This window comes from Croceitalea sp. MTPC5, assembly GCF_036985505.1.
Classification (GTDB): Bacteria; Bacteroidota; Bacteroidia; order Flavobacteriales; family Flavobacteriaceae; genus Croceitalea.
This window is the reverse complement of the sequence record NZ_BTGQ01000001.1, coordinates 102,502-123,491: the sequence shown is the minus strand read 5'-3', so window position 1 is coordinate 123,491 and position 20,990 is coordinate 102,502. Positions and strand designations below refer to the sequence as shown.

Genomic DNA, 20,990 nt, shown 5'->3' with positions numbered 1-20,990 from the left:
TGTTATTATTTGAACTACCTTCGCCGCTTACTTAGAATTATGACCTTTAATGAGCTCGGCTTGGCCGAACCTATACTAAAAGCCTTAAAAGATGAAGGCTATACCAACCCAACACCTATACAACAACAGGCGATTCCCATCTTATTAAGGGGCAAGGACCTTCTTGGCGTAGCGCAAACAGGAACGGGCAAAACAGCTGCTTTTGGTATTCCTATCCTACATCACCTTTACAAAGCAGGGCAACAACAAGGAAAAAGAAAGATCAAAGCCCTTGTGGTAACCCCGACAAGGGAATTGGCCATTCAAATCGGTGAAAGTTTTACCGCTTATGGAAAGTATACGGGACTCAGAAATACGGTTATTTTTGGTGGGGTCAAACAAGGCAAACAAGTAAACGTTCTGGGCAATGGGGTAGATATCCTGGTTGCAACACCGGGTCGTTTATTGGATTTGATCAATCAAGGTTTTATTTCGCTTCGAGATGTCGAATATGCGGTATTGGATGAAGCAGATCAGATGCTAGACATGGGTTTTATCCACGATATCAAAAAACTCATTGCAAAGCTTCCTCCCGACAGGCAGTCATTATTCTTTTCGGCGACAATGCCCAAGACGATCGTAGCACTTTCCAGAAAATTGTTAGGTGATTTTGAACAAGTGACCATCAAACCACAGCAGGCCACTGCTGAGCGCGTGGAACAGGGTGTGTACTTCGTTTCAAAGACCAATAAGCCCAAACTACTGGTACACCTGCTTGAAGATCGGGGAAACGATTCCGTTCTGGTCTTTTCAAGAACAAAACATGGGGCCAATAAAATTGTCAAAAAGTTAGGGCAATCAAATATTGAAGCTTCAGCCATTCACGGTAACAAATCACAGGCAGCACGTCAAAAAGCCTTGGGTGCTTTTAAAGAAGGGAAATTAAAAGTGCTGGTAGCTACCGATATTGCCGCTCGGGGTATTGATGTGGCAGAACTTGCCTTAGTGGTAAACTATGATCTGCCAAACGTACCAGAGACTTATGTTCATCGTATCGGCCGAACGGGGCGTGCAAGCGCAAGTGGTATTGCCATTTCGTTTTGTGATGTGGAAGAACGGGGTTATTTAAGGGATATCGAAAAACTGATCAAACAGTCCGTTCCAAGATTACCCGACCATCCCTTTATGGATGATGTACCCACAGAAAGTACACCTACAAAACCTAAAAGTCAACCAAACAAAAATCGCAATCGCAATAGAAACAGAAATCGCAACCGTTCGAACAATAGCAGGAATAGAAACAGAAACAGCAGTGGAGGACATAAGGGAAAGGAGTAAGACCTTGCGCCGTGGGTTATTCGCTATGCGCTATTGCCTTTAGATTTTTTGTTATTCGGTATTGGTCAATGGTTAATTGTTAAAATCCCAATTTTTGGATAAGATAAAAAGTCTTTGTTTTTTAATTGAATCTGAATTTGATGTTTTGAGTTTGAGCTTGAACTTGTATTTGTACTTGAACTTGAACTTGAACTTGACACTTGAACTTGACACTTGACACTTGACACTTGAACTTGTATTTGACTTTTAAATTTGAGTTTGTATTTTGTAAGGATGAGAAAGCAACTTTTGATATACGGTAGTGGCAGGCACCGACTGCCCTTTTTGCGATATTTAGCCCAGATTACGGAAAAGGAAAATCCGAATATCTGTTTTTTACCCACCGCAAGTGGGGATGACAAAGATTACATGATTTCCTTTTATGAGGTTTGTAAAGAATTACCGGTTACACCTCATGTATTAAAAGTCTGGATAAACTCATACGACCAGAAAGAAACCTTCTTGGAAATTATTTCAAAAATGGATGCCATTGTCGTGGGTGGCGGCAATACGCTGAATATGTTGGCCATATGGAAGGCACAGGGTATTGACCTCCTTTTAAAACAAGCTTATGAAAAAGGTTGTGTCATGGCAGGTGGCAGTGCGGGTTCTTTGTGTTGGTTCAATGGAGGCACTACCGATTCAAGACCAGCTGAATTGAGCATTGTCAAAGGTTTGAAGTTTATTGATAAAAGTCATTGCCCGCATTACAATTCCGAAGCTTCAAGAAGGCCTTTGTACCATCAAAATATTTTAGAAGGCCATCTTACCGATGGGTATGCCTGTGATGATCGTTCTGCTATCCATTTTATCAATGGAAAAGTGAAAAAATCCATTTCGTTGGATGCCGAGAATCATTCGTACTATGTATATCGTAAAGACGATAGCGTTTTTGAAGAAGAATTGGAAAGCGAACTTTTAAGCTGAAAGCGACTTAGGTATCTAAAATCTATACCATAATGGGATTTACTACTGTTTAACCTAAAAATATTTGAGCAAAGCTATTGTAGGTGGAACAAGCCAGCAGAAAGCCATTTTCAGTATCTTTAATATCCAATGCATCGATCATCATTCAAAAAAGAAATCCGTAATGCCATTGTCATTTACCTATTGACTTGGTTGTGTGTTTTTACCTTAGCCTCTGTCATACTGTCTAGGGGAAAACGTACTTTCTTCGAAGCGACCGGTCTATTTTTTGAATTTTTGGGGAACCCCAGTTTTGTGATGGCCATTCACTTACTTTTTGTGATTGTGTTCTCATTGTTCTTAGTGGTCAGATACTTTATCAGGCTCTACAAAAAAAAGGGAGGCCACATCTTTTTCAAGCAACTTGCGTACCGTTTACTCATACCCATCTTGGGTGTTTTTATAGTATTCAAAAGCATCATCTACGTAAACGCCAATGAAAACTATGATTTCAATTGGGATGAAAATTTGATGAACTTAGCCCTAACCCCCAATGATTTCTATGAATTGGACCGGATGCATCGTGGAATGAGTGTATTCGGATGGGATACCAAAACGAATGATGCTGCCATTGATTCGCTCATCAAGGCCAATGTGGAATGGGTTGCGGTAATCCCATTTATTGACCAAGAAGATGAAACCTCTATAACGGTACGTCGCCCCGTGGCCAAGGATGCGGTTTGGAAATCAAGGGATTCCATATTTATTCAATCCATAAAGCAACTAAAAGCCAAAGGTTTACATGTAAACCTGAAACCCCATCTATGGACGTTTAGCGGATGGCGTGCGAACTTGACCTTAAACTCAGATGAAGCATGGAATACCTGGTTTGATTCCTATGAAGCCTATATCTTGTATTACGCCCGAATGGCAGAGTTTACGGGAGCGGAATTATTCTGTATTGGCACCGAGCTCAAAACTTCGATTAAAAAGCAACCGGAAAGATGGAAAGCACTCATTAAAAAGGTTAGGGCAATTTACTCAGGCCAATTGACCTATGCCGCGAATTGGCACGATGAATATGAATATATAGATTTTTGGGATCAATTGGATTTTATCGGTATACAGGCTTATTTTCCATTGACAAAAAACAAGAATCCCGACTTAACGACCATCGAAAACGGTTGGACGAAGCATATTAAAAAACTGGAAAGGTTATACCAAATGTACAATAAGCCTATTCTCTTCACGGAAATAGGATACAAGAGTGACGCCTCAGCAACCATCAAACCTTGGGAATGGGGTTCGTATTTAAGTGTGCTTTCCGAAAAGAAATCAGATAGAACCCAACAGCTGGCCTACGAGGCCTTTTTTAAACGATTATGGCATAAGAAATGGTTTGCTGGTGCCTACTTTTGGCAATGGCATACATATAGTAAAAAAGGGGATGTCGACTTAAATTTAGATTTTTCACCCAGATTCAAGCCTGCAGAGAACACAATGGCAAAATGGTATGGAAAACGCGCAGGGAAAGAAGACTTATGAATACGTTCGATAGTATAACCTTGGTAACCATAAAGCGCTTCGCAAAACATGGTATTCCCCTGCATTCTAGGTATTAAAATCTAAAAAAGAAGTAAAAAAATATAACATAACACCTATATGTCATCTATAAATCAAAACTTAACTATCTTGTAACCACTTCCCCGTTTAACCAATAAACCGACCAGAATGAAATCGACACATTCCCTACTCAAAGACCGTTACGATTATGTTATCAGTATCTTTTTTTTGCTGACGATATCAATAGGATGTTCGGAAGTGGCCACATACGACATCTTAATCAAAAATGGGCAGCTAGTTGATGGTTCAGGTGAGACCCCTTACATCGGTGATATAGGCATCAATGCAGATACGATAGCTGCCGTGGGAAAACTGGATGATGCCAAGGCATTGCAAGAAATAGATGCTACTGGGCTTACCATTGCCCCTGGTTTTATCAATATGCTTAGCTGGTCTACGGAATCGCTCATCGTTGATGGCAAATCAGAAAGTGACATTCGCCAAGGTGTTACGTTAGAGGTCATGGGCGAAGGGTGGTCAATGGGGCCACTAAACGAAAAAATGCGCCAAGAACAATTAAATGCTCAAAAAGATGTCAAATATGCCATTGAATGGACCACACTTGGCGAATACTTGGAGTTTTTGGAACACAAGGGCATTTCCACAAATGTAGCATCATTTGTAGGCGCCACCACACTTCGTATCCATGAACTTGGCGAGGCAAACAGATCCCCTACCGAAGTGGAGTTAGGGAACATGAAAGTCCTTGCCAAAACTGCGATGGAAGAAGGTGCAATGGGCATAGGCTCTTCTTTGATTTATGCCCCTGCTTTTTATGCTGATACCCAAGAACTCATTGAACTGTGCAAAGTCGCCTCAGAATATGACGGTATGTATATCTCACACATGCGCAGTGAGGGAGATTATTGGTTAGAAGCAATTGATGAATTATTACAAATAGCACATGAAGCGGACATTGCCGCAGAAATCTATCATCTAAAAGCGGGTGGCAAAAACAATTGGGGCAAATGGGAGGCCGCCATTGCCAAGATTGACTCTGCCCGTAATGCCGGATTGAACATTACTACCGATATGTACAATTATACTGCTGGTGCTACAGGTTTGGATGCCTCCATGCCACCATGGGTTCAAGAAGGTGGTTATGGTAAGTGGGCAGAACGATTGCAAGACCCCGCAATTCGAAAAAAGGTCATAAAAGAAATGAAGGCCAAAGGTGATGGGTGGGAAAATCTATATTTCGCTGCCGGAAGCCCTGAAAAATTGATTTTGAACGGTTTTAGAAATGATAGCTTACGGTATTTGACGGGTAAAACACTTGGCGAAGTCGCCCGAATGCGAGGTACCAGTCCTGAAGAAACCGCTATTGATCTCGTAGTACAAGACAGTAGCCGTGTGGGAACTGTCTATTTTTTAATGTCAGAAGAGAATGTCAAAAAACAAATAGCATTGCCATATATGAGCTTTGGGTCTGATGCCGCATCAATGGCCCCGATTGAGCCGTTCACCAATTACAGTCCGCACCCTAGGGCCTACGGAAACGTTTCAAGGTTATTAGGTAAGTATGTACGTGAAGAAAACGTAATATCGCTTGAGGAGGCCGTTTACAAACTGAGCGGTCTACCTGCAAGTAATCTTAAAATCAAGAAAAGAGGAACCCTAATAACAGGAAATTTCGCTGACATAGCCATTTTTGATGCCAATGCCATTATTGATAAGGCTACATTTGATGATCCACATCAATTTGCTGAAGGCATGGTACATGTATTTGTTAATGGCGAACAGGTATTAAAAAACGGGCAACATACTGGGGCGACACCAGGTAAAGTGGTCAGGGGGCCAGGATGGAAAAAATAACAACAGAAATCATAACTACATGAAGCATTTATCAATTTTGTTCGTTTTGCTCTTAAGCGTCGCGACAAGTTGTAGAAACGAAAAAGCCTATGTCGAACCGGAACTATCGGGCTTGGAAAAATACACCGATTCCCTATTTAAAGCGTCAATAGATAGTAGTATGGTCGCTGGTGGAGCAGTTCTGGTACATCAGAAAGGCAAAACGCTTTTAAAAAAATCATACGGTCTCGCAAGTTTGGAATTGGAGGTACCCATGCCCGAAAACGCCAGTTTTGAAATTGGCTCGGTAACCAAACAATTCACCGCAGTGGCCATTCTTAAATTGGTGGAGGCAGGCAAACTTTCATTGGATGAAGACTTCACGACCTATATGGATTTTAATACCAAAGGCAGAAAAATTACGATTGGCCATCTACTCAACCATACATCTGGTATTGCGGGTTATACGGAAATTGAAGAGTTTGGCAGTTTGGTGCCCCAAGACTTGCCTAGGGATTCTTTAGTTCGGATTGTAGAGACCAAAGATTTTTTATTTGAACCGGGTGAGGCTTTGATCTACAATAATTCAGCCTATTTCTTCTTGGGGCTGATTATTGAAAAAGTGACAGGTAAAAGCTATGAAGCCTACTTAAAAGATGTCATCTTTGAGCCTTTGAATATGCGAAATACATACTACTGTTCTACCAGCCAAGTAGTAAGTGATAAGGCCAATGGCTATGATTTCAGCCCTGATGGACTACAACAAAAACAATATCTAAACCACGCCTGGCCCTATGCCGCAGGTTCCCTCTGTAGCACAACTGAAGACCTTTTAATTTGGATGGACGCTTTGCACAATGAAAAAGTACTCAACAAAGCCCAGTATCAAGAATTGGTCACCCCAAAGACCCTAAATAGTGGTGTCAAAGTCAATTATGCCATGGGGCTTACAAATTTCATGAACTATGGCCATCAAGAAATAAGTCATGGTGGGGGTATCCCCGGTTTTTTATCAGATACACGATACTATCCTAAAGAGGACCTCTATATTATTTGCCTGGTGAATACCACCGGACCCCATGGAGGAAGTTTTTTTGCCGACCTTATTACCTGGAACATCCTTGAAAAAATAGAGTACCAGAGTATTGAATTGGATTTTGACCCAGAAGAACTGGTGGGCACCTATTCTGGACAGACACGGGGCGGTAGACAATCCGTTAAAATAGATGCCGTTACAAATGGCATTACCATGCAGTTCGATGGTGATGATAAAATAGATACCTTAAAAACCTATATTGGAAACCATACCTGGATGGACGGAAATACCAAAATCAAAATCAGAGATGGCCTTTCTACGACAAATCAGGTGTACGGCTTTTATATCATGAAAAAGGAATAAGGCTTAAACCATATCAAAATGAAAAATAGAATGCATCACATCATCGTACTGATGTTGTTTTTTCAACTAAGTGCCATCAGTGCACAACAAAAAAATCATCAGGATCGATTGGATGCTATGATAGTCAATGGTATGAAAGATTGGAAAGTACCCGGTTTGGCCACCATTGTAGTTAAAGATGGAAAAGTGGTTTTTCAAAAGACCTATGGCGTTAAAAATTTAGCCACCAAAGAACCCATCGATGAAAACACCCTTTTCAATATGGCATCGACAACTAAGGCCATTGTAGCCATTGCCATGGGCATGCTGGTTGATGAGGGCAAATTGGATTGGGATGATAAGGTAGTGGACCACGTACCCTATTTTAAATTATCGGACCCCTATATCACGGCAGATGCGAGGGTGAAGGATTTATTTACCCATAATTTGGGCATCGGAAATGCCGATTTTTTATGGACCTTGGACAGTGTATCCACAAAAGAAACCATTAAAAGGTTTCGATTTGCCCAAGGATCCTATCCCCTACGCGGCGGGTTTACTTATCAAAACATAATGTATGCCGTCGCCGGTGAGGTCATTGCTGCCGTCAGCGGGCAACCTTGGAACGAGTTTGTTACTGAACGTGTATTCAAACCTTTGGGCATGAATAGAACGCAGGCCGTTGCCAGTGATATTTTCAAGGTAGGTAATTATGTGACCCCATATTATGATGATGCCGAAGACGGTATAGTGCAGGTTGATTATGGCTTTGCCGACCAAATAGGCCCTGCAGGGATGATTTGCGCTACCCCAGGCGACATTTCGAAATACTTGACTTTTTTGGTCAATGATGGAATCCATAAGTCCGATACTTTATTACGACCAAAAACCTTTAAATATCTTTTCGAACCAAAATCCTTTTTGGGTGATACGGGCACTTATCCGACCAATGCATTGACAAAACCAAATTGGAACACCTACGCCATGGGTTGGTTTCAACAAGACTACAAAGGCCATAAACTGGACTTTCATACTGGAAGCCTTTTCGGCCTTGTGGCCATAGCAGGTATCGTACATGATAAAAATATGGCCGTATATGTATTTGCCAATCTAGACCATGCCGAGTTAAGGCATGCCATCATGTACAAGGCCATTGACCTTTTTGCCTTCGATGACGACTCCCGCGATTGGCATACTGAGGTTTTTGACCTCTACCAAGGCTTTAAAAAATCAAATCTGGAATATCAAGAAAAGCAGAAAAAAGCACGGGTACGGAACACAGATCCCAGTTTGGCACTACAGGCTTATGAAGGGGTGTATCGTAACAAAATGTTGGGTGCGGCCACTGTTACATTACAGAACGATAAGCTTCAAATTGATTTTAACGAGTTTGTTGATTACAATATGGAACACTGGCATTACGATACCTTTATCACCAATAAGGATTCCAGGTTTCGACAAAAAATGACCATTCATTTCAAATTGAATACTGACGGCAAGGTCAATGCATTTGATCTATTTGGTGAAGAATTCACAAAGTCAAAATAAAATTATAACGCTGAAAATGTACATACCCCATCATTACAAAAATGAGGATATTGATGAAGTAAAGAAATTCATCAAGCAGCATAGCTTTGGTATTTTGGTCAATCAAGTCGATGGTAGGCCATGGGCGACCCACATTCCATTGGAGTTGGATACTGATGAAGGACACAAACCTATTTTGGTCAGCCACATCGCAAGGGCGAACCCGCAATGGAAAGAGTTCGAAAAACAACCTGAAGTGTTATGTATATTCAATGGACCCCATTCGTATATTTCTTCTTCTTGGTATAAGGAGGAAGAGGTACCTACGTGGGACTATATCGCAGTTCATGTTTACGGCAAATTGACCATTCTTGATGAGGAAGCCACTCTAAAGGCCATGCATCGATTGGTCAATAATTATGAACAAGACTCAAAAAACCCCATTTCTTTAGGTGAAATGTCAGCAAAAACGCTGAGGCAGGTTAAGGGAGTGGTAGGTTTTAAAATTGAAATTACCGATATACAAGCCGCTTATAAATTATCACAAACAAGACCAGATGACCATGCTTCCATCATTAAAGAATTAAATCAACGCGATGTAACATCCAAGGCAATAGCCATACAAATAGATAAGCAATCAAAACTAAAAAAGTGAATTATGTTACACAATAAATTTTGGCAAGCGTTTTTTGCCCTCGCTCCGCTACTTATTGGGATTCTTTCCATCGGATTTTACATCTTCTTTGTATTCAATTTGGTTTCTGATATTGAGGCTGCGGAAGCCATGGGTTCAGAACCTACGGCAACCATGATTTTAGGAAATATCGCTTGGTTCTTCGGGTTTATTGCACTGATGGTACTTATATCATTGAGCAGCTTGGTATTCTATATCGTACACGCGGTTCAAAATCCAAATCTTCAGGGAAGTAACCTGATCATCGTTTGGATTTTATTGTTCATTTTTATCGGTGGCGTCGGTCAACTGGTCTACTGGATCGTTGAGATTGTTGGAAAGCCGAAGCCGCTTAATCCCAAAGAGTTCAGGTGATTGAAATCGTACCCTTTGAAAACCGTTATGGTAAGGCATTCAAAGAACTCAACCAATGGTGGATTGAAAAGTACTTTGTTATGGAATCACAAGATCATAAGGCCTTAGACCATCCGCAAGAATATATTATTGATAATGGCGGTCATATTCTTGTCGCCTTAAGTGATGATAAACCCGTAGGTGTTTGCGCCCTTATAAAAAGTCAACACGAAGGTTATGATTACGAGCTAGCAAAAATGGGGGTTTCACAAAACTCGCATGGCAAGGGCATTGGTTATCAACTAGGTCTGGCCATAATAGCCAAGGCAAAGGCTTGTGGGGCCAAAAAAATCCATTTAGAAAGTAATACGAAATTAAAACCGGCCATCAATCTATACTATAAGCTTGGTTTTAAAAAAGTTGAGGGACTAACTTCCCCATATTCCCGTTGCAATATTCAAATGGAACTGCTGTTGTAAATACTATCTATTGTTTTAAGGGCACAAAGTGACTCGTTCCGATAATAAAATGTAGGTCATCTTTGGGATATAACCCAAAAAAGAATGATTCTTCTACCCCATTGTTATAGGTAAAGATTATAGTATGCCCATCAATCTTATAAGTGCCTGAGGAACTGCTTTTTGAAAATACGGGCTTCCATGCCGTGTTTCCACCTTTTATGGTCTTCCATGCGAACCTACCTTGTTCATCGAAAACTACCGTACTCGCATTGATTACCGTGGCACCTCCAAAACCGTCAATAGTATTGAATTTGCCAGACAATTTAAATCCTTCGGTACCAAATCTAACTTTGAACCACTTTTTCCAATCATATGTTTTATGCTTTCTGGGATCGTACACATATAAGACGTTATCCTTTTTTTTCCAAGTGCGCCATTTTTTTGGTTTTTCACGTTTTGATTTGGAAATATTGAAACTATAAAGCGGTTTAGATGGGTTGGTAAACAGCTCGCCATTTCTGTACAGCACATGTACTTCATTATCCACATAAACACCATTTAATCCATATTTGGTTGCCGTTCGCAGTATGATATCCGAAACAACGTAGTCGTCGTTTTTCTTATTCGGCATTGTACTTGGCCCGGGGGATACCATTTTTGGTTTTGAACCCGTTGGTTTATCTTTTTCAATATTTGTCTTGTCAATTGCTGCCGCACTTTTGTGGAAACCTTTAAACTCTTCTAACATTGTCTTTGCAGTTTCTTGAATTTCGGGACTATTCTTTTTGGCCAACTCAAAAATGGTACCGACCCAAACCGCTTTGACGATCAAAGGGTCATATTTTTTTTGTAATGCCGCGCTACTTTCATTGACATCTATTTTTTGATTTGTATAATCTGCCCTAACCTGTTGGTAAATGGTTTTAATCTCTGCTTCTGGGTACGACTCCCCTGCTATTACCTCTTCTAAAATAATTAGATAAAACGTAGCGACCGTAGGCAATTCATAAGACTCCCAGCCCCGTTGTCTCGCTGCTTTCTCAAAAAGTTTAAAACACTCATTGGAATTAAAGACCAAACTGGACAAAAAGCGGTGTTTTTTGGGAGTTTTCAATTTTAACCCTTGCCAAAGGTCTTTACGAATCGTATTGCGCAAAGATTCATTTGGGTGGTACATCGTTTGTCCCAAGGCATTGTGCAAAAAGAAAAAGAAAAGAATAGGGGAAACTTTTTTAAGCAATCCAAAAGATTTCATAAACAAAGTTTTTTAAAAGGTAGTAAAAATGGTTCCATATTACAATTCAGTATTTAAAACTTACAATTGGGTATATCCCTTTTTATTTCGCATGGATACCGTCACATCTTTGAAGTATCGTTAACAACAAAAAAAGACAACATGAAAACTTTAGCATTGATCTTAGGAGTACTTTTTATCTCGGTAAACACAACACTGCAAGCACAAGACGGGGTAACCGTAAATGTGACCATTGAAAATGTTTTAAATGACAACGGAAGTGTTTTGGCCTCCCTGCACAGCGATGAAACGTTTTTAAAGGGGGCTGGAGTCATCGACTTGACCGAACAAGCAAAGAAAGGTGTCGTAACCTTTACATTCGAAAACGTAGAACCAGGCACCTATGCCGTGATGGTATTACACGACGAAAACGATAATCAACGTATGGATTTTGAAACCAACGGTATGCCCAAAGAAAGTTATGGCATGACCGGAAATTCAATGGTAATGGGGCCTCCAACATTTGCGGATGCTAAATTTGAAGTTTCCGACAAAGACATGGATTTCACCATTCGCTTCTAAAAACAGTATAGTCAATCAATCCATCAAAAAAAAAGCCCCTTTTCGAGGGGCTTTTTTGATATGCATCCAAAGCTTAAATTTCTTCGGCCAGCCATGCCTTCATCATCCAAACGGTCTTCTCTTGCTCCGTTATAAAATCACTCATCATCGCATTGGTACCTTCATCGTTTGCCTCATCTGAAGCATCGAGGATCTTTCTTTCAATAACCAAGAGTTCGGTCAGTGAATTCACAATTAAGCGAATCGCGTCAACATCTTGGGTGATGTTCTTACCTATCGGTACTTTTGAAAAATTGACAAAATCATCGAAAGTATGGTACGGAACGCCCCCTAGGGTCAATATACGTTCCGCTATTTCATCAACTTTGAGATTGGCATCATTATACAGTTCCTCAAACTTGGTATGAAGATCAAAAAAGCGTTTTCCCTTAATGTTCCAATGAATTCCCCTTAAATTCAAATAATACTGCTGAAAGTTGGCCAATAATTGGTTCAAATCATTCGCCAATGCCGTTGATTTCTCTTGGTTTAATCCTATACTATTTAGTTTCATATCGTATCGTTTTTATAATTCCTTATAAAGATATTAAATCAATCAACCTATTCTAAATAGTTTTTATCGATGGTTTTTATATCTTTATAACTCCAAATGATAGCAAATGACAATCACCCAACTTCAATATGTTTTGGCCGTCGCGGAATATCAAAATTTTACGCTGGCGGCAGAAAAGAGCTTCGTCACGCAACCGACTTTGAGCATGCAGGTACAAAAGCTTGAAGACGAACTCGATGTATTGATCTTTGACCGAAGTAAAAAGCCCATAGCCATTACGGAGGTCGGTAAAAAAATCGTGGCCCAAGCTAAGAACATCGTAGCTGAGGCAGGTCGCATTAAAGACATTGTCGATCAAGATAAGGGATTTATCGGGGGAGATTTTACCCTAGGAATCATTCCCACCATCATGCCCACGTTACTACCTATGTTCTTATCCTCCTTTATCAAAAAATACCCTAAGGTCAATCTTATTATTAAAGAACAAGCCACGAATACCCTTATTAAAAATATTCAAGATGGCCATCTAGATGCGGCTATTGCGGCCACCCCATTAGAGGTGGAGTTTATAAAAGAACGCCCCCTTTATTACGAACCTTTTGTTGGGTACGTGCCCGATAACCACCGCCTGGCGACACTAAAGAAAATTTCGACCAGTGATTTAGACATCTCTGATATCTTGTTATTACAAGACGGGCATTGCTTCAGGGATGGGGTCATCAACCTCTGTAAATCACCAAAGAACAGCGATGATGAACAGTTCAAGATTGAAAGTGGAAGTTTTGAGACCTTGGTGAACTTATCGAACGAAGGATTGGGAATGACCTTGCTACCTTATTTAAATACATTGGAGCTGGATGATTTCAAAAAGAAAAACCTGCGGTATTTTTCAAAACCTTCCCCTGCAAGGGAGATTAGTTTGATTTACCATAAAAGTGAATTGAAAATACAAATAACGGAAGCCTTGAAAGAAGTAATCTCTTCGGTAGTAAGGGGAGCTATTGCGTTTCAAGACGTTCAGATTATAAGTCCCATTGCTAAAAACTAGGGCCAACTAAACGATAGCCTGCCATTCATGTTTTCAAATACAACAAACAGGGCTGTAACTCGGGCTTATCTATGATAAAATAGGTCACCCAAATTTTGAGTTCCTCAATTTCAAGGGGAAGCAGTCTACTCACCGCTTTTTTAACTTCTTTGACGAATAATATAGGGTCAAAACTAACTTTTTTGAGTATCGTTTTAGTATACTCTAACATAGCTCTAGCCATATTCAAAATTATTTAAGGTTAAAAGTTGCTTTCTAAAATTACCCATAAAAGATATATCTTGAGAAACGGTAGGCGTTAAAAATAAGATAATTTGATGTTAAACTTCACAGTACAAAGGGTTCAAGTAACTATAAAACAATCGGTTACACCATTTAAAATTGTTTTTTGCGTTTTAAGCATCTTTTGCGCAAGCTGTATTGCCCCAAAACGCAATCAAACAGAAAAGAACATACGAACGAAACTACAACATGAATCCTATGGCAATCAGTTCACAGGCATTCTGGTAGTGGATAGTGAAACAAATGATACCTTGATCGCCCAAAACAGCGCTAGGTATTTCTTACCGGCCAGCAATGTAAAATTATTTACCCTCTATACCGGTTTAAAACTACTGCCAGAGCAAATACCGACTCTGGGGTATTTTTACGAAAACGATACCCTTCATATTGAGGGTACCGGTGATCCCAGCTGGTTGCATCCCTATTTTAATGATCGCACCGCGGTCTCCTTTATCAAAGGATATGAAAACATTGTCTTGTACTTAACCAATTTTCAAGATGGCAAATTTGGGCCTGGCTGGGCTTGGGAAGATTATGAATACTATTTTTCACCAGAACGAGGTGCATTGCCATTGTATGGAAATGTGGTAAACGCACTTAAAAATGATTCATTGGTAATTTTACCTAAACACTTTAAAGCTGCTTTCAAGATTGCCGAAAATAAAAATCTAAGGCAACAACATACCAATGAATTTGCGCTATCAAGCACTTTTAATGACACTATTGAAATCCCTTTCATAACCGACAATCGTCTCACTCAAATATTATTGCAAAAAGAGACGGGTCGTCAGTTGACAGTGGGGGCGCAATTTCCGAAAGGTAAAAAACAAATCCTCTATGGCTTACCAACCGATTCGATTTACAGAAGGATGCTATACGAAAGTGATAATTTTCTTGCGGAACAATTGATGATCACAGCCTCTTCAATGCTTTCTGATACCTTACGTTTTAATACAGCTCGAGATGCCATGTTGAAAGTCCATCTTTCCAACTTAAGGCAACAACCCAGATGGGTTGATGGCTCCGGACTTTCGCGATACAATCTGTTTACGCCAGAATCAATGGTTCAAGTGCTTTCAAAGCTATTGGCCGAAATACCGGAAAAAAGACTTTATCACCTCTTGCCCACATGGGATGCCGACGGAACTATTAAAGAGGCCGATGAATCCGCAGAAAGTGATTTCATACATGCAAAATCAGGGGGTATGGGCAATACCTATAATCTGAGTGGTTACCTTACCACAAAATCTGGTAAGGTTCTGGTATTCAGTTTTATGAATAATCATTTTAGAATATCCAGTAGCGAGGTCCGCCAGAACATGTACGGTATACTCAAATCGCTCCATGATTCGTATTAGCGCTATCCCTTTCCACTAGATTGGAGAATCGCCTCATCAACATGGCGAGTTTTGGCGAAATATACCTTTTGCAAAATGGTTTTTCAGGATTGGAATAATAATAATTATGAAACTGACCCTCAGAATGTTTGAAAGCTCCAAAGAAGTGTGTCTTGGTCACCAATTCTTGTTCAAAATCATGCTGCAAATCATCTAAGATTACCTTCGCATTCTTAAAAGTGCCTTTATCAAAGGCATAAACGGCAGAACGGTATTTGTTCCTCATAGCATGTTCGGAAGTACTATTATGCGTATACAGATGAATCGCTACTAAATCTTTCAACCTTATCTGTGAAGGGTCAAAATGAACAACTACCGCTTCTGAAAAAGAGTTTTTGTTTGCAGCAGGTGCTATAAAGCCTTGCTCAACTTTGTCAACACCTTTTAAGGATTGAAAAACGGCTTCGGTACACCAATGGCATCCACCACCAAAACCAATTTTACCAGTCGCTTTCATGAGGTGTTGGTCGCAAAAAGATTATCCTACTAACGCATTGATCTGTGCCCATTGCAACAACATAATGGTTTTTGCATCCTTGATTTTTCCGTCAGCCATTAGTTGTAAGGCTTTTTCGAAAGGCATTTCAAGTACTTCGATATTCTCGGTCTCATCGATTGCCCCTCCCCCATCACTTACTTTCATATCTTGACGATACGCCCCTATAAAAAAATAGAGGATTTCAGTGACCGAACCCGGAGACATATACGATTCAAAAATCTTTTCAACCTTATCGATTTTGTAGCCGGTTTCTTCTTCGACCTCCATTTTAATGGTTTCCTCTGCATTGCCTTTCTCCAATATGCCCGCACAGGCCTCTATCATCATTCCACTTTCATTACCGTTAATGTAGGTCGGCATTCGAAACTGTCTTGTTAAGACCACGGTTTGTTTTTCTTTGTTGTACAAAAGAATTACGGCACCATTGCCCCTATCGTAGGCTTCACGATGCTGCGTTTCCCAAGTACCGTCTTCACGTTGGTATTCGTAAGAGAATTTATGCAAGGTGTACCAATTATCGGATAATAGGGTCTTCTCAATTTTTTTGATTTTTCCGTTTTTCAAAGTCTATCTATTTTTTCGTAAAATGATGCTACAAATTCAATCTCGTCAAGAAATACTCAAAAGGGTTCAAAGGCTCCATCGATTTCCAACCTCTGAAACAGGTACGCAACCCTCAAAATTACCGGGAATAGGGTCATAGCTAAGTACCTTTTCACCAATTTCCTCAGCAGTGGTATAGGCCCAGATGGCCATTGATTTCAAAGAACGGTAAAAGCCTATGGGTTCTTGTTCACCAACGGTTTTACCCCAAATACCAGGGTTGATCTTTCCGGAATTTTTTTCAGCAGCTTCAAGGACTTTGGTTTTTTGGGCATCGTTAAGATGGACAAATATATCCCAAAACTTGGATTTACATTCGGTATTGAAATCTGAAATTTCTTTTTGCATATTTTCTTGGCCCTTATCATCATAGGTTCTGGCAATAACTTTATCAATGAACATATCGACTTTAACATCCAATGCACCGGGAGTATCCGTCCGGGGCAACATGATATCAACGATACTACTGATTGTTTTAGCCTCTACTTCCGAAAAAAACTCAGGCTTCCATGTCAATCTGGTTTCCTTTTTGCACGATTGAAGAATGGAAAGTATCGAAGAGGATGCCAAAGCTCCTGCCAATACACCTGTTGTTCTAAGTGCACTTCTTCTATCCATAACCTAGATATTTCGTTTTTTTAATTCAGATACGGCGTGATTCGCAGCCCTAGCAGTGAGTGCCATATAGGTGAGGGAAGGATTTACACAAGACGATGAGGTCATACAGGCACCGTCGGTCACAAAAACGTTTTTAACGGTATGTACCTGATTGAATTTGTTCAAGATTGAGGTTTTTGGGTCATGCCCCATTCGTGCGGTACCCATTTCATGCACACCCCATCCTGGCGAATGTTCGTTATCAAAGCCCATGACATTCTTTAAACCGGCGGTTTTCAACATCTCAACCGCATCTTCTTGTATTTGTTTGTTCGCGGCCCTTTCATTGGCCTTGAACTCAGCATCAATAGATAGTGTTGGTTGTCCCCATTTGTCCAACACCCCATGATTAAGGATCACTTGATTCTCATGATAAGGCAAACACTCGGCGAAACCGGTTATAAAAAATTGCCAAGGCCCGGGTTTTAATAGATTATCCTTGAAATTTGAGCCGAATTCCTCGCTATTGGCGGCATTTCCGCCGCGGTAACCACCACCTTGGTAGCCGAACCCCCTTAAAAATTTATCGTTCTTGGTTGCCTCGTTGATATTCCAATACCTAGGAATATAAATTCCATTAGGTCGTCTTCCCTTGTAATAAGCATCATCAAACCCTTCTACCGTTCCTATTGCGCCAACCCTGTAGGTATGATCCATCAAGTTATGGCCCAATTCACCACTATCATTCCCTAATCCGTTCTCAAACCGATTGGAAGTGGAATTCAAAAGTATTTGGGTAGTACTTAAGGTTGAGGCATTACAGAATATGATGCGTGCGTGATATTCAATATCCGTGTTGGTTTCTGAATCAATAATCCTCACCCCAGTGGCTTTGCCCTTAGCATCGTCATAAATTATCGATTGTACGATCGAATAGGGTCGTATGGTCAAGTTGCCGGTGGCATTGGCAGCGGGTAAGGTTACCGCATTGCTACTGAAATAGGCTCCGTATGGGCATCCCCTACTGCATCGATTGCGGTACTGGCATTTTCCCCGCCCATTTAAGGGCTCGGTAAGATGTGCCACCCTACCAATAATCAGGTTTCTACCGGGATAATTGGTTTCTATTCGCTGCTTCACGTGCTTTTCAACACAATTAAGCTCCATAGGGGGAAGAAAATGACTATCTGGCAATTGCGGTAAGCCAAGGGCCTCGCCACTAATACCCGCAAACTTTTCTACATAAGTGTACCACGGTTCAATATCATTATAGCGTATGGGCCAGTCTACCCCATGGCCATCTTTGGCATTGGCCTCAAAATCGAGGTCACTCCAGCGATAGGTCTGTTTGCCCCAAAGTAATGACCTACCCCCCATTTGATGGCCACGCAACCATAAAAAGGGTTTGGTTTCGGTATAAGGGTTGGCTTCATCGTCGGCCCAAAAGTGTTCGGTATCAGTGCCGATCCAACCAGAACGAATCGCCTTGTAGTGTTTTTTCTTTTGTTCAGGTGTTAAGCTACCCCGTAACTCAGTATCCCAAGGGTCGAGGTTCATCGTCGGATAGTCCACCACATGTTCAACCATACGACCCCGCTCCAACACCAAGGTGTTTAAACCGTTTTCACAAAGTTCCTTGGCCGCCCAACCACCACTGATACCTGAGCCTATTACGATGGCATCATAGGTGTTCGCTTTTTTGGCATCAATGTTAAAATTACCCATAGGTACTGTACTTACCCAAATATAATGATTAAAGCGACAGTTAAGGAAAAGATAAAAGTGTAGCGTGCGACCGATAATCCTTCAAACCCATTCTAAACGGTAACCGCCTTATTCAGATACCGTCTAAATGGTAACATCTCTTGATAGGCTTCAATCAGCCTTTCTTCGAAACCGCCATCTAAAACCACTTTGGAAGAGAAATCGGTGGCCACCGCAAAGGTCTTATGACGAAGTAAATCGATATGCGGATGGTCATTTGGGAATCCTTTTGGGGCATTGGTCAACTTCTCATCTTCATAAAGACCGCCGAACAAGGTTTTGAAAGATTTTTTGTTTAAAATCTTCTTTAATTCCTCGCCATCATAATCTATGGCGTCTCGAATACTCCGCAAACGTTTTGGGTCTGGTCGCCATAACCCACCGGCAAACATCGCGCGTTCAATACCTATTTCAACGTAAAAATCCCCAGTATTGGGCCTCTTGTCAAAACCAGCGCCAAAATGGTCTTTGTAAATGGGTTTATTCGGGTGGAACATCAAATTATTGTTGATCCTATTGATACCCTTTTTACCTGGAGTGTCATAGTACTCCTCATCCATGGCCATCAACTTAGCGTTCACGCGGTCCAGCCATGCGATATAATCATCTCGAACTTCTTTATACCATTTGCGATTGGCATCCATCCATTCTTTGTTGTTGTTCTTTTGAAGCTTTTTTAGAAAGGTAATCAGGTTCTGGAAGTCCATATTGCGAGCTTGATTAACGAAGTTAATCAAAGTGAAGCAATCTGTTGAAACGGACTAAAGACCTTTTGGTTTTAATCATTTTTTGAAATACATTCAACAGATTGTTTCACTTTTTCTGGCGTTCCGCAAGAAACGCTCGCAATTTCGTGTTCCTAGAACCCCCTATCGCCACCAATAACATCCCCTAATGTGCCTAAAATACTGCCTTCACCTTTATCTTTTCCGCCACGTGGTATAGCGGCCAAGACCCGGCCTGCCAGTCTACTGAAGGGTAAGGACTGAATGTAAACCGTACCGGGGCCGCGAAGAGTTGCAAAGAAAAGTCCTTCGCCCCCGAAAACGGTATTCTTGATTCCGCCAACGAACTCAATATTGTAATCTACAGTATGCGAAAAGCCGACAATACAGCCCGTATCTACTTTGAGTACTTCACCTGCGGCCAATTCTTTTTTGGCCATAGTGCCCCCAGCATGTACAAAGGCCATACCATCACCCTCCAATTTTTGCATGATAAAACCTTCTCCGCCAAAAAGGCCCCGACCCAGTCTTTTCGAAAATTCGATACCTACCGATACGCCTTTTGCCGCGCATAAAAAGGCATCTTTTTGACAAATGAATTTTCCACCTTTTTCAGAGAGGTCAATAGGAAGTATCTTACCAGGATAGGGAGATGCAAAGCTAACCTGCTTCTTACCTTGGCCCACATTTAAAAAAGCGGTCATAAATAGGCTCTCACCGGTCAATAGACGTTTTCCAGCGGAGAAAAGTTTGCCCAGAACCCCGGTATCTTGATTGGAGCCGTCTCCAAAAATGGTATCCATCTTAATGTCGGTATCCATCATCATAAAACTGCCGGCTTCGGCCACTACGGCCTCTTGGGGATCGAGTTCAATCTCGACATATTGCATTTCTTCCCCATAAATTTCATAATCGATTTCGTGTGCGTTCATATTCTTTTTTAGTTTTTTGTTGACATTTATTAGTTGGCGGTCATGCCGTTTTGTTACAACGGCAAACTACTTTACCGTTAAATCTAGGTAATAGATCAAAGTAGAATTAGGTGGAATATTGGCATAAGGAATAGCTCCGTAGCCAAGTTCAGGAGGAATCTTGAGGTAACCCTTTTCCCCAATCCTGAACTTTTTCAGTCCTTCATAAAAACTAGATAAAAATCCATCCCCACCTATTTCCAACGCTAATGCCTTACCGGTTAGGTAAGAATTATCAAATTGGCTGCCATCCAAGAAATAACCAATATAATGAAGTTTTACGTTGTCACCATCTTGATAAACTTCACCAGATGAGGCGTGTTCAATAGCATAAAACAATCCGAAAAAATCAGTTTCCCGCCATTGAATATGGTTCAAATCCTTTTTTTGTTGTTTCTTCAAGAGGGGAATTTGACTTTGAAACGTGGTATCCCCTTTTTCATCTAAAGCATAGAAATCATTAAGAGCACCAGAAGAATCATAAAATGCCTCGAACTGTAATCCCCCATTTTTATGATAATATTTGAGTACTGCTAAACTATTACTCGCATCAAATACCGAATCACCTCTTTTGATTCCGTCCTCATAAAAAGTCTTTGTGCTTTGGGACATCAAAAAAAGTGGGGCCAAAAGGATCACAATGAACAAAGGTATATTCATACC

Annotated in this window: 22 protein-coding genes; 12 read left to right on the top strand and 10 right to left on the bottom strand. The window is 40.8% G+C overall.

What is annotated here, in order from left to right:
* Positions 1-39: 39 nt before the first annotated feature.
* From AACM45_RS00545 to AACM45_RS00505, 9 genes are all read left to right on the top strand, one after another.
* Positions 40-1,317: a DEAD/DEAH box helicase gene (locus tag AACM45_RS00545; RefSeq protein ID WP_339140107.1), complete on the top strand. Its 1,278-nt coding sequence runs from the start codon at positions 40-42 to the stop codon at positions 1,315-1,317.
* 273 nt (positions 1,318-1,590) lie between these two features.
* Positions 1,591-2,283, top strand: a complete 693-nt coding sequence (locus AACM45_RS00540) for a Type 1 glutamine amidotransferase-like domain-containing protein (protein ID WP_339140106.1) — start codon at positions 1,591-1,593, stop codon at positions 2,281-2,283.
* A gap of 129 nt (positions 2,284-2,412) precedes the next feature.
* Entirely contained in the window at positions 2,413-3,807 is a 1,395-nt protein-coding gene (locus tag AACM45_RS00535; RefSeq protein WP_339140105.1) for a glycoside hydrolase family 113, read from the top strand.
* Between the two features lie 186 nt (positions 3,808-3,993).
* Complete coding sequence (locus AACM45_RS00530) at positions 3,994-5,700, top strand: N-acyl-D-amino-acid deacylase family protein (protein WP_339140104.1); 1,707 nt, start codon at positions 3,994-3,996, stop codon at positions 5,698-5,700.
* A gap of 19 nt (positions 5,701-5,719) precedes the next feature.
* Complete coding sequence (locus tag AACM45_RS00525; RefSeq protein ID WP_339140103.1) at positions 5,720-7,078, top strand: serine hydrolase domain-containing protein; 1,359 nt, start codon at positions 5,720-5,722, stop codon at positions 7,076-7,078.
* An 18-nt stretch (positions 7,079-7,096) separates the two neighbouring features.
* Positions 7,097-8,605: a serine hydrolase gene (locus tag AACM45_RS00520; protein WP_339140102.1), complete on the top strand. Its 1,509-nt coding sequence runs from the start codon at positions 7,097-7,099 to the stop codon at positions 8,603-8,605.
* A gap of 16 nt (positions 8,606-8,621) precedes the next feature.
* On the top strand, positions 8,622-9,239 hold the full coding sequence (locus tag AACM45_RS00515; RefSeq protein ID WP_339140101.1) for an FMN-binding negative transcriptional regulator: 618 nt from the start codon (positions 8,622-8,624) through the stop codon (positions 9,237-9,239).
* Between the two features lie 3 nt (positions 9,240-9,242).
* Positions 9,243-9,632, top strand: a complete 390-nt coding sequence (locus AACM45_RS00510) for a hypothetical protein (RefSeq protein WP_339140100.1) — start codon at positions 9,243-9,245, stop codon at positions 9,630-9,632.
* Positions 9,629-10,090: a GNAT family N-acetyltransferase gene (locus AACM45_RS00505; protein ID WP_339140099.1), complete on the top strand. Its 462-nt coding sequence runs from the start codon at positions 9,629-9,631 to the stop codon at positions 10,088-10,090. Before AACM45_RS00510 ends, AACM45_RS00505 begins: the two co-directional genes overlap by 4 nt.
* Before the next feature lie 7 nt (positions 10,091-10,097).
* Here AACM45_RS00505 and AACM45_RS00500 read toward each other — a convergent pair whose 3' ends face one another.
* Positions 10,098-11,327: a hypothetical protein gene (locus AACM45_RS00500; protein ID WP_339140098.1), complete on the bottom strand. Its 1,230-nt coding sequence runs from the start codon at positions 11,325-11,327 to the stop codon at positions 10,098-10,100.
* Between the two features lie 141 nt (positions 11,328-11,468).
* Here AACM45_RS00500 and AACM45_RS00495 point away from each other — a divergent pair, with 141 nt between their 5' ends.
* A complete protein-coding gene (locus AACM45_RS00495; protein WP_339140097.1) occupies positions 11,469-11,888 on the top strand; it encodes a DUF2141 domain-containing protein in 420 nt (139 codons plus the stop codon).
* A 73-nt stretch (positions 11,889-11,961) separates the two neighbouring features.
* On the opposite strand, the gene AACM45_RS00490 is transcribed toward AACM45_RS00495, so the two are convergent.
* Complete coding sequence (locus AACM45_RS00490; protein WP_339140096.1) at positions 11,962-12,441, bottom strand: Dps family protein; 480 nt, start codon at positions 12,439-12,441, stop codon at positions 11,962-11,964.
* Between the two features lie 106 nt (positions 12,442-12,547).
* Here AACM45_RS00490 and AACM45_RS00485 point away from each other — a divergent pair, with 106 nt between their 5' ends.
* Positions 12,548-13,489, top strand: a complete 942-nt coding sequence (locus AACM45_RS00485) for a LysR substrate-binding domain-containing protein (RefSeq protein ID WP_339140095.1) — start codon at positions 12,548-12,550, stop codon at positions 13,487-13,489.
* Positions 13,490-13,514: 25 nt separating this feature from the next.
* Here AACM45_RS00485 and AACM45_RS00480 read toward each other — a convergent pair whose 3' ends face one another.
* A complete protein-coding gene (locus tag AACM45_RS00480) occupies positions 13,515-13,712 on the bottom strand; it encodes a hypothetical protein (protein ID WP_339140094.1) in 198 nt (65 codons plus the stop codon).
* A gap of 94 nt (positions 13,713-13,806) precedes the next feature.
* Between AACM45_RS00480 and AACM45_RS00475 the strand changes: the two genes are divergently transcribed.
* Positions 13,807-15,129 carry a D-alanyl-D-alanine carboxypeptidase gene (locus AACM45_RS00475; RefSeq protein WP_339140093.1) on the top strand — a complete coding sequence of 441 codons (1,323 nt, stop codon included), beginning with the start codon at positions 13,807-13,809 and terminating at the stop codon, positions 15,127-15,129.
* Here the strand turns inward: AACM45_RS00475 and AACM45_RS00470 are convergent.
* The 7 genes from AACM45_RS00470 to AACM45_RS00440 form a co-directional block, all read right to left on the bottom strand.
* Complete coding sequence (locus tag AACM45_RS00470; protein ID WP_339140092.1) at positions 15,104-15,625, bottom strand: peptide-methionine (S)-S-oxide reductase; 522 nt, start codon at positions 15,623-15,625, stop codon at positions 15,104-15,106. The two genes, AACM45_RS00475 and AACM45_RS00470, sit on opposite strands and share 26 nt — an antisense overlap.
* A gap of 21 nt (positions 15,626-15,646) precedes the next feature.
* Entirely contained in the window at positions 15,647-16,231 is a 585-nt protein-coding gene (locus AACM45_RS00465; RefSeq protein WP_339140091.1) for an NUDIX domain-containing protein, read from the bottom strand.
* A 66-nt stretch (positions 16,232-16,297) separates the two neighbouring features.
* Positions 16,298-16,888 (bottom strand): gluconate 2-dehydrogenase subunit 3 family protein, encoded by a 591-nt coding sequence (locus tag AACM45_RS00460; RefSeq protein WP_339140090.1) that lies wholly within the window; start codon positions 16,886-16,888, stop codon positions 16,298-16,300.
* A gap of 3 nt (positions 16,889-16,891) precedes the next feature.
* On the bottom strand, positions 16,892-18,592 hold the full coding sequence (locus AACM45_RS00455) for a GMC family oxidoreductase (RefSeq protein ID WP_339140089.1): 1,701 nt from the start codon (positions 18,590-18,592) through the stop codon (positions 16,892-16,894).
* Between the two features lie 92 nt (positions 18,593-18,684).
* Entirely contained in the window at positions 18,685-19,338 is a 654-nt protein-coding gene (locus AACM45_RS00450) for a DUF2461 domain-containing protein (protein WP_339140088.1), read from the bottom strand.
* Between the two features lie 152 nt (positions 19,339-19,490).
* Entirely contained in the window at positions 19,491-20,288 is a 798-nt protein-coding gene (locus tag AACM45_RS00445) for a TIGR00266 family protein (protein WP_339140087.1), read from the bottom strand.
* A 66-nt stretch (positions 20,289-20,354) separates the two neighbouring features.
* Positions 20,355-20,987, bottom strand: a complete 633-nt coding sequence (locus AACM45_RS00440; RefSeq protein WP_339140086.1) for an FKBP-type peptidyl-prolyl cis-trans isomerase — start codon at positions 20,985-20,987, stop codon at positions 20,355-20,357.
* Positions 20,988-20,990 lie beyond the last annotated feature (3 nt).

What these genes read in the sequence shown, in the direction of transcription:
- AACM45_RS00520 (WP_339140102.1), top strand. Translation starts at nt 7,097, where the DNA reads ATGAAAAATAGAATGCATCACATCATCGTACTGATGTTGTTTTTTCAA.
- AACM45_RS00470 (WP_339140092.1), bottom strand. Translation starts at nt 15,625, where the DNA reads ATGAAAGCGACTGGTAAAATTGGTTTTGGTGGTGGATGCCATTGGTGT.
- AACM45_RS00475 (WP_339140093.1), top strand. Translation starts at nt 13,807, where the DNA reads ATGTTAAACTTCACAGTACAAAGGGTTCAAGTAACTATAAAACAATCG.
- AACM45_RS00440 (WP_339140086.1), bottom strand. Translation starts at nt 20,987, where the DNA reads ATGAATATACCTTTGTTCATTGTGATCCTTTTGGCCCCACTTTTTTTG.
- AACM45_RS00485 (WP_339140095.1), top strand. Translation starts at nt 12,548, where the DNA reads ATGACAATCACCCAACTTCAATATGTTTTGGCCGTCGCGGAATATCAA.
- AACM45_RS00455 (WP_339140089.1), bottom strand. Translation starts at nt 18,592, where the DNA reads ATGGGTAATTTTAACATTGATGCCAAAAAAGCGAACACCTATGATGCC.
- AACM45_RS00510 (WP_339140100.1), top strand. Translation starts at nt 9,243, where the DNA reads ATGTTACACAATAAATTTTGGCAAGCGTTTTTTGCCCTCGCTCCGCTA.
- AACM45_RS00495 (WP_339140097.1), top strand. Translation starts at nt 11,469, where the DNA reads ATGAAAACTTTAGCATTGATCTTAGGAGTACTTTTTATCTCGGTAAAC.
- AACM45_RS00515 (WP_339140101.1), top strand. Translation starts at nt 8,622, where the DNA reads ATGTACATACCCCATCATTACAAAAATGAGGATATTGATGAAGTAAAG.
- AACM45_RS00450 (WP_339140088.1), bottom strand. Translation starts at nt 19,338, where the DNA reads ATGGACTTCCAGAACCTGATTACCTTTCTAAAAAAGCTTCAAAAGAAC.
- AACM45_RS00545 (WP_339140107.1), top strand. Translation starts at nt 40, where the DNA reads ATGACCTTTAATGAGCTCGGCTTGGCCGAACCTATACTAAAAGCCTTA.
- AACM45_RS00500 (WP_339140098.1), bottom strand. Translation starts at nt 11,327, where the DNA reads ATGAAATCTTTTGGATTGCTTAAAAAAGTTTCCCCTATTCTTTTCTTT.
- AACM45_RS00445 (WP_339140087.1), bottom strand. Translation starts at nt 20,288, where the DNA reads ATGAACGCACACGAAATCGATTATGAAATTTATGGGGAAGAAATGCAA.
- AACM45_RS00480 (WP_339140094.1), bottom strand. Translation starts at nt 13,712, where the DNA reads ATGGCTAGAGCTATGTTAGAGTATACTAAAACGATACTCAAAAAAGTT.
- AACM45_RS00525 (WP_339140103.1), top strand. Translation starts at nt 5,720, where the DNA reads ATGAAGCATTTATCAATTTTGTTCGTTTTGCTCTTAAGCGTCGCGACA.
- AACM45_RS00490 (WP_339140096.1), bottom strand. Translation starts at nt 12,441, where the DNA reads ATGAAACTAAATAGTATAGGATTAAACCAAGAGAAATCAACGGCATTG.
- AACM45_RS00460 (WP_339140090.1), bottom strand. Translation starts at nt 16,888, where the DNA reads ATGGATAGAAGAAGTGCACTTAGAACAACAGGTGTATTGGCAGGAGCT.
- AACM45_RS00540 (WP_339140106.1), top strand. Translation starts at nt 1,591, where the DNA reads ATGAGAAAGCAACTTTTGATATACGGTAGTGGCAGGCACCGACTGCCC.
- AACM45_RS00535 (WP_339140105.1), top strand. Translation starts at nt 2,413, where the DNA reads ATGCATCGATCATCATTCAAAAAAGAAATCCGTAATGCCATTGTCATT.
- AACM45_RS00530 (WP_339140104.1), top strand. Translation starts at nt 3,994, where the DNA reads ATGAAATCGACACATTCCCTACTCAAAGACCGTTACGATTATGTTATC.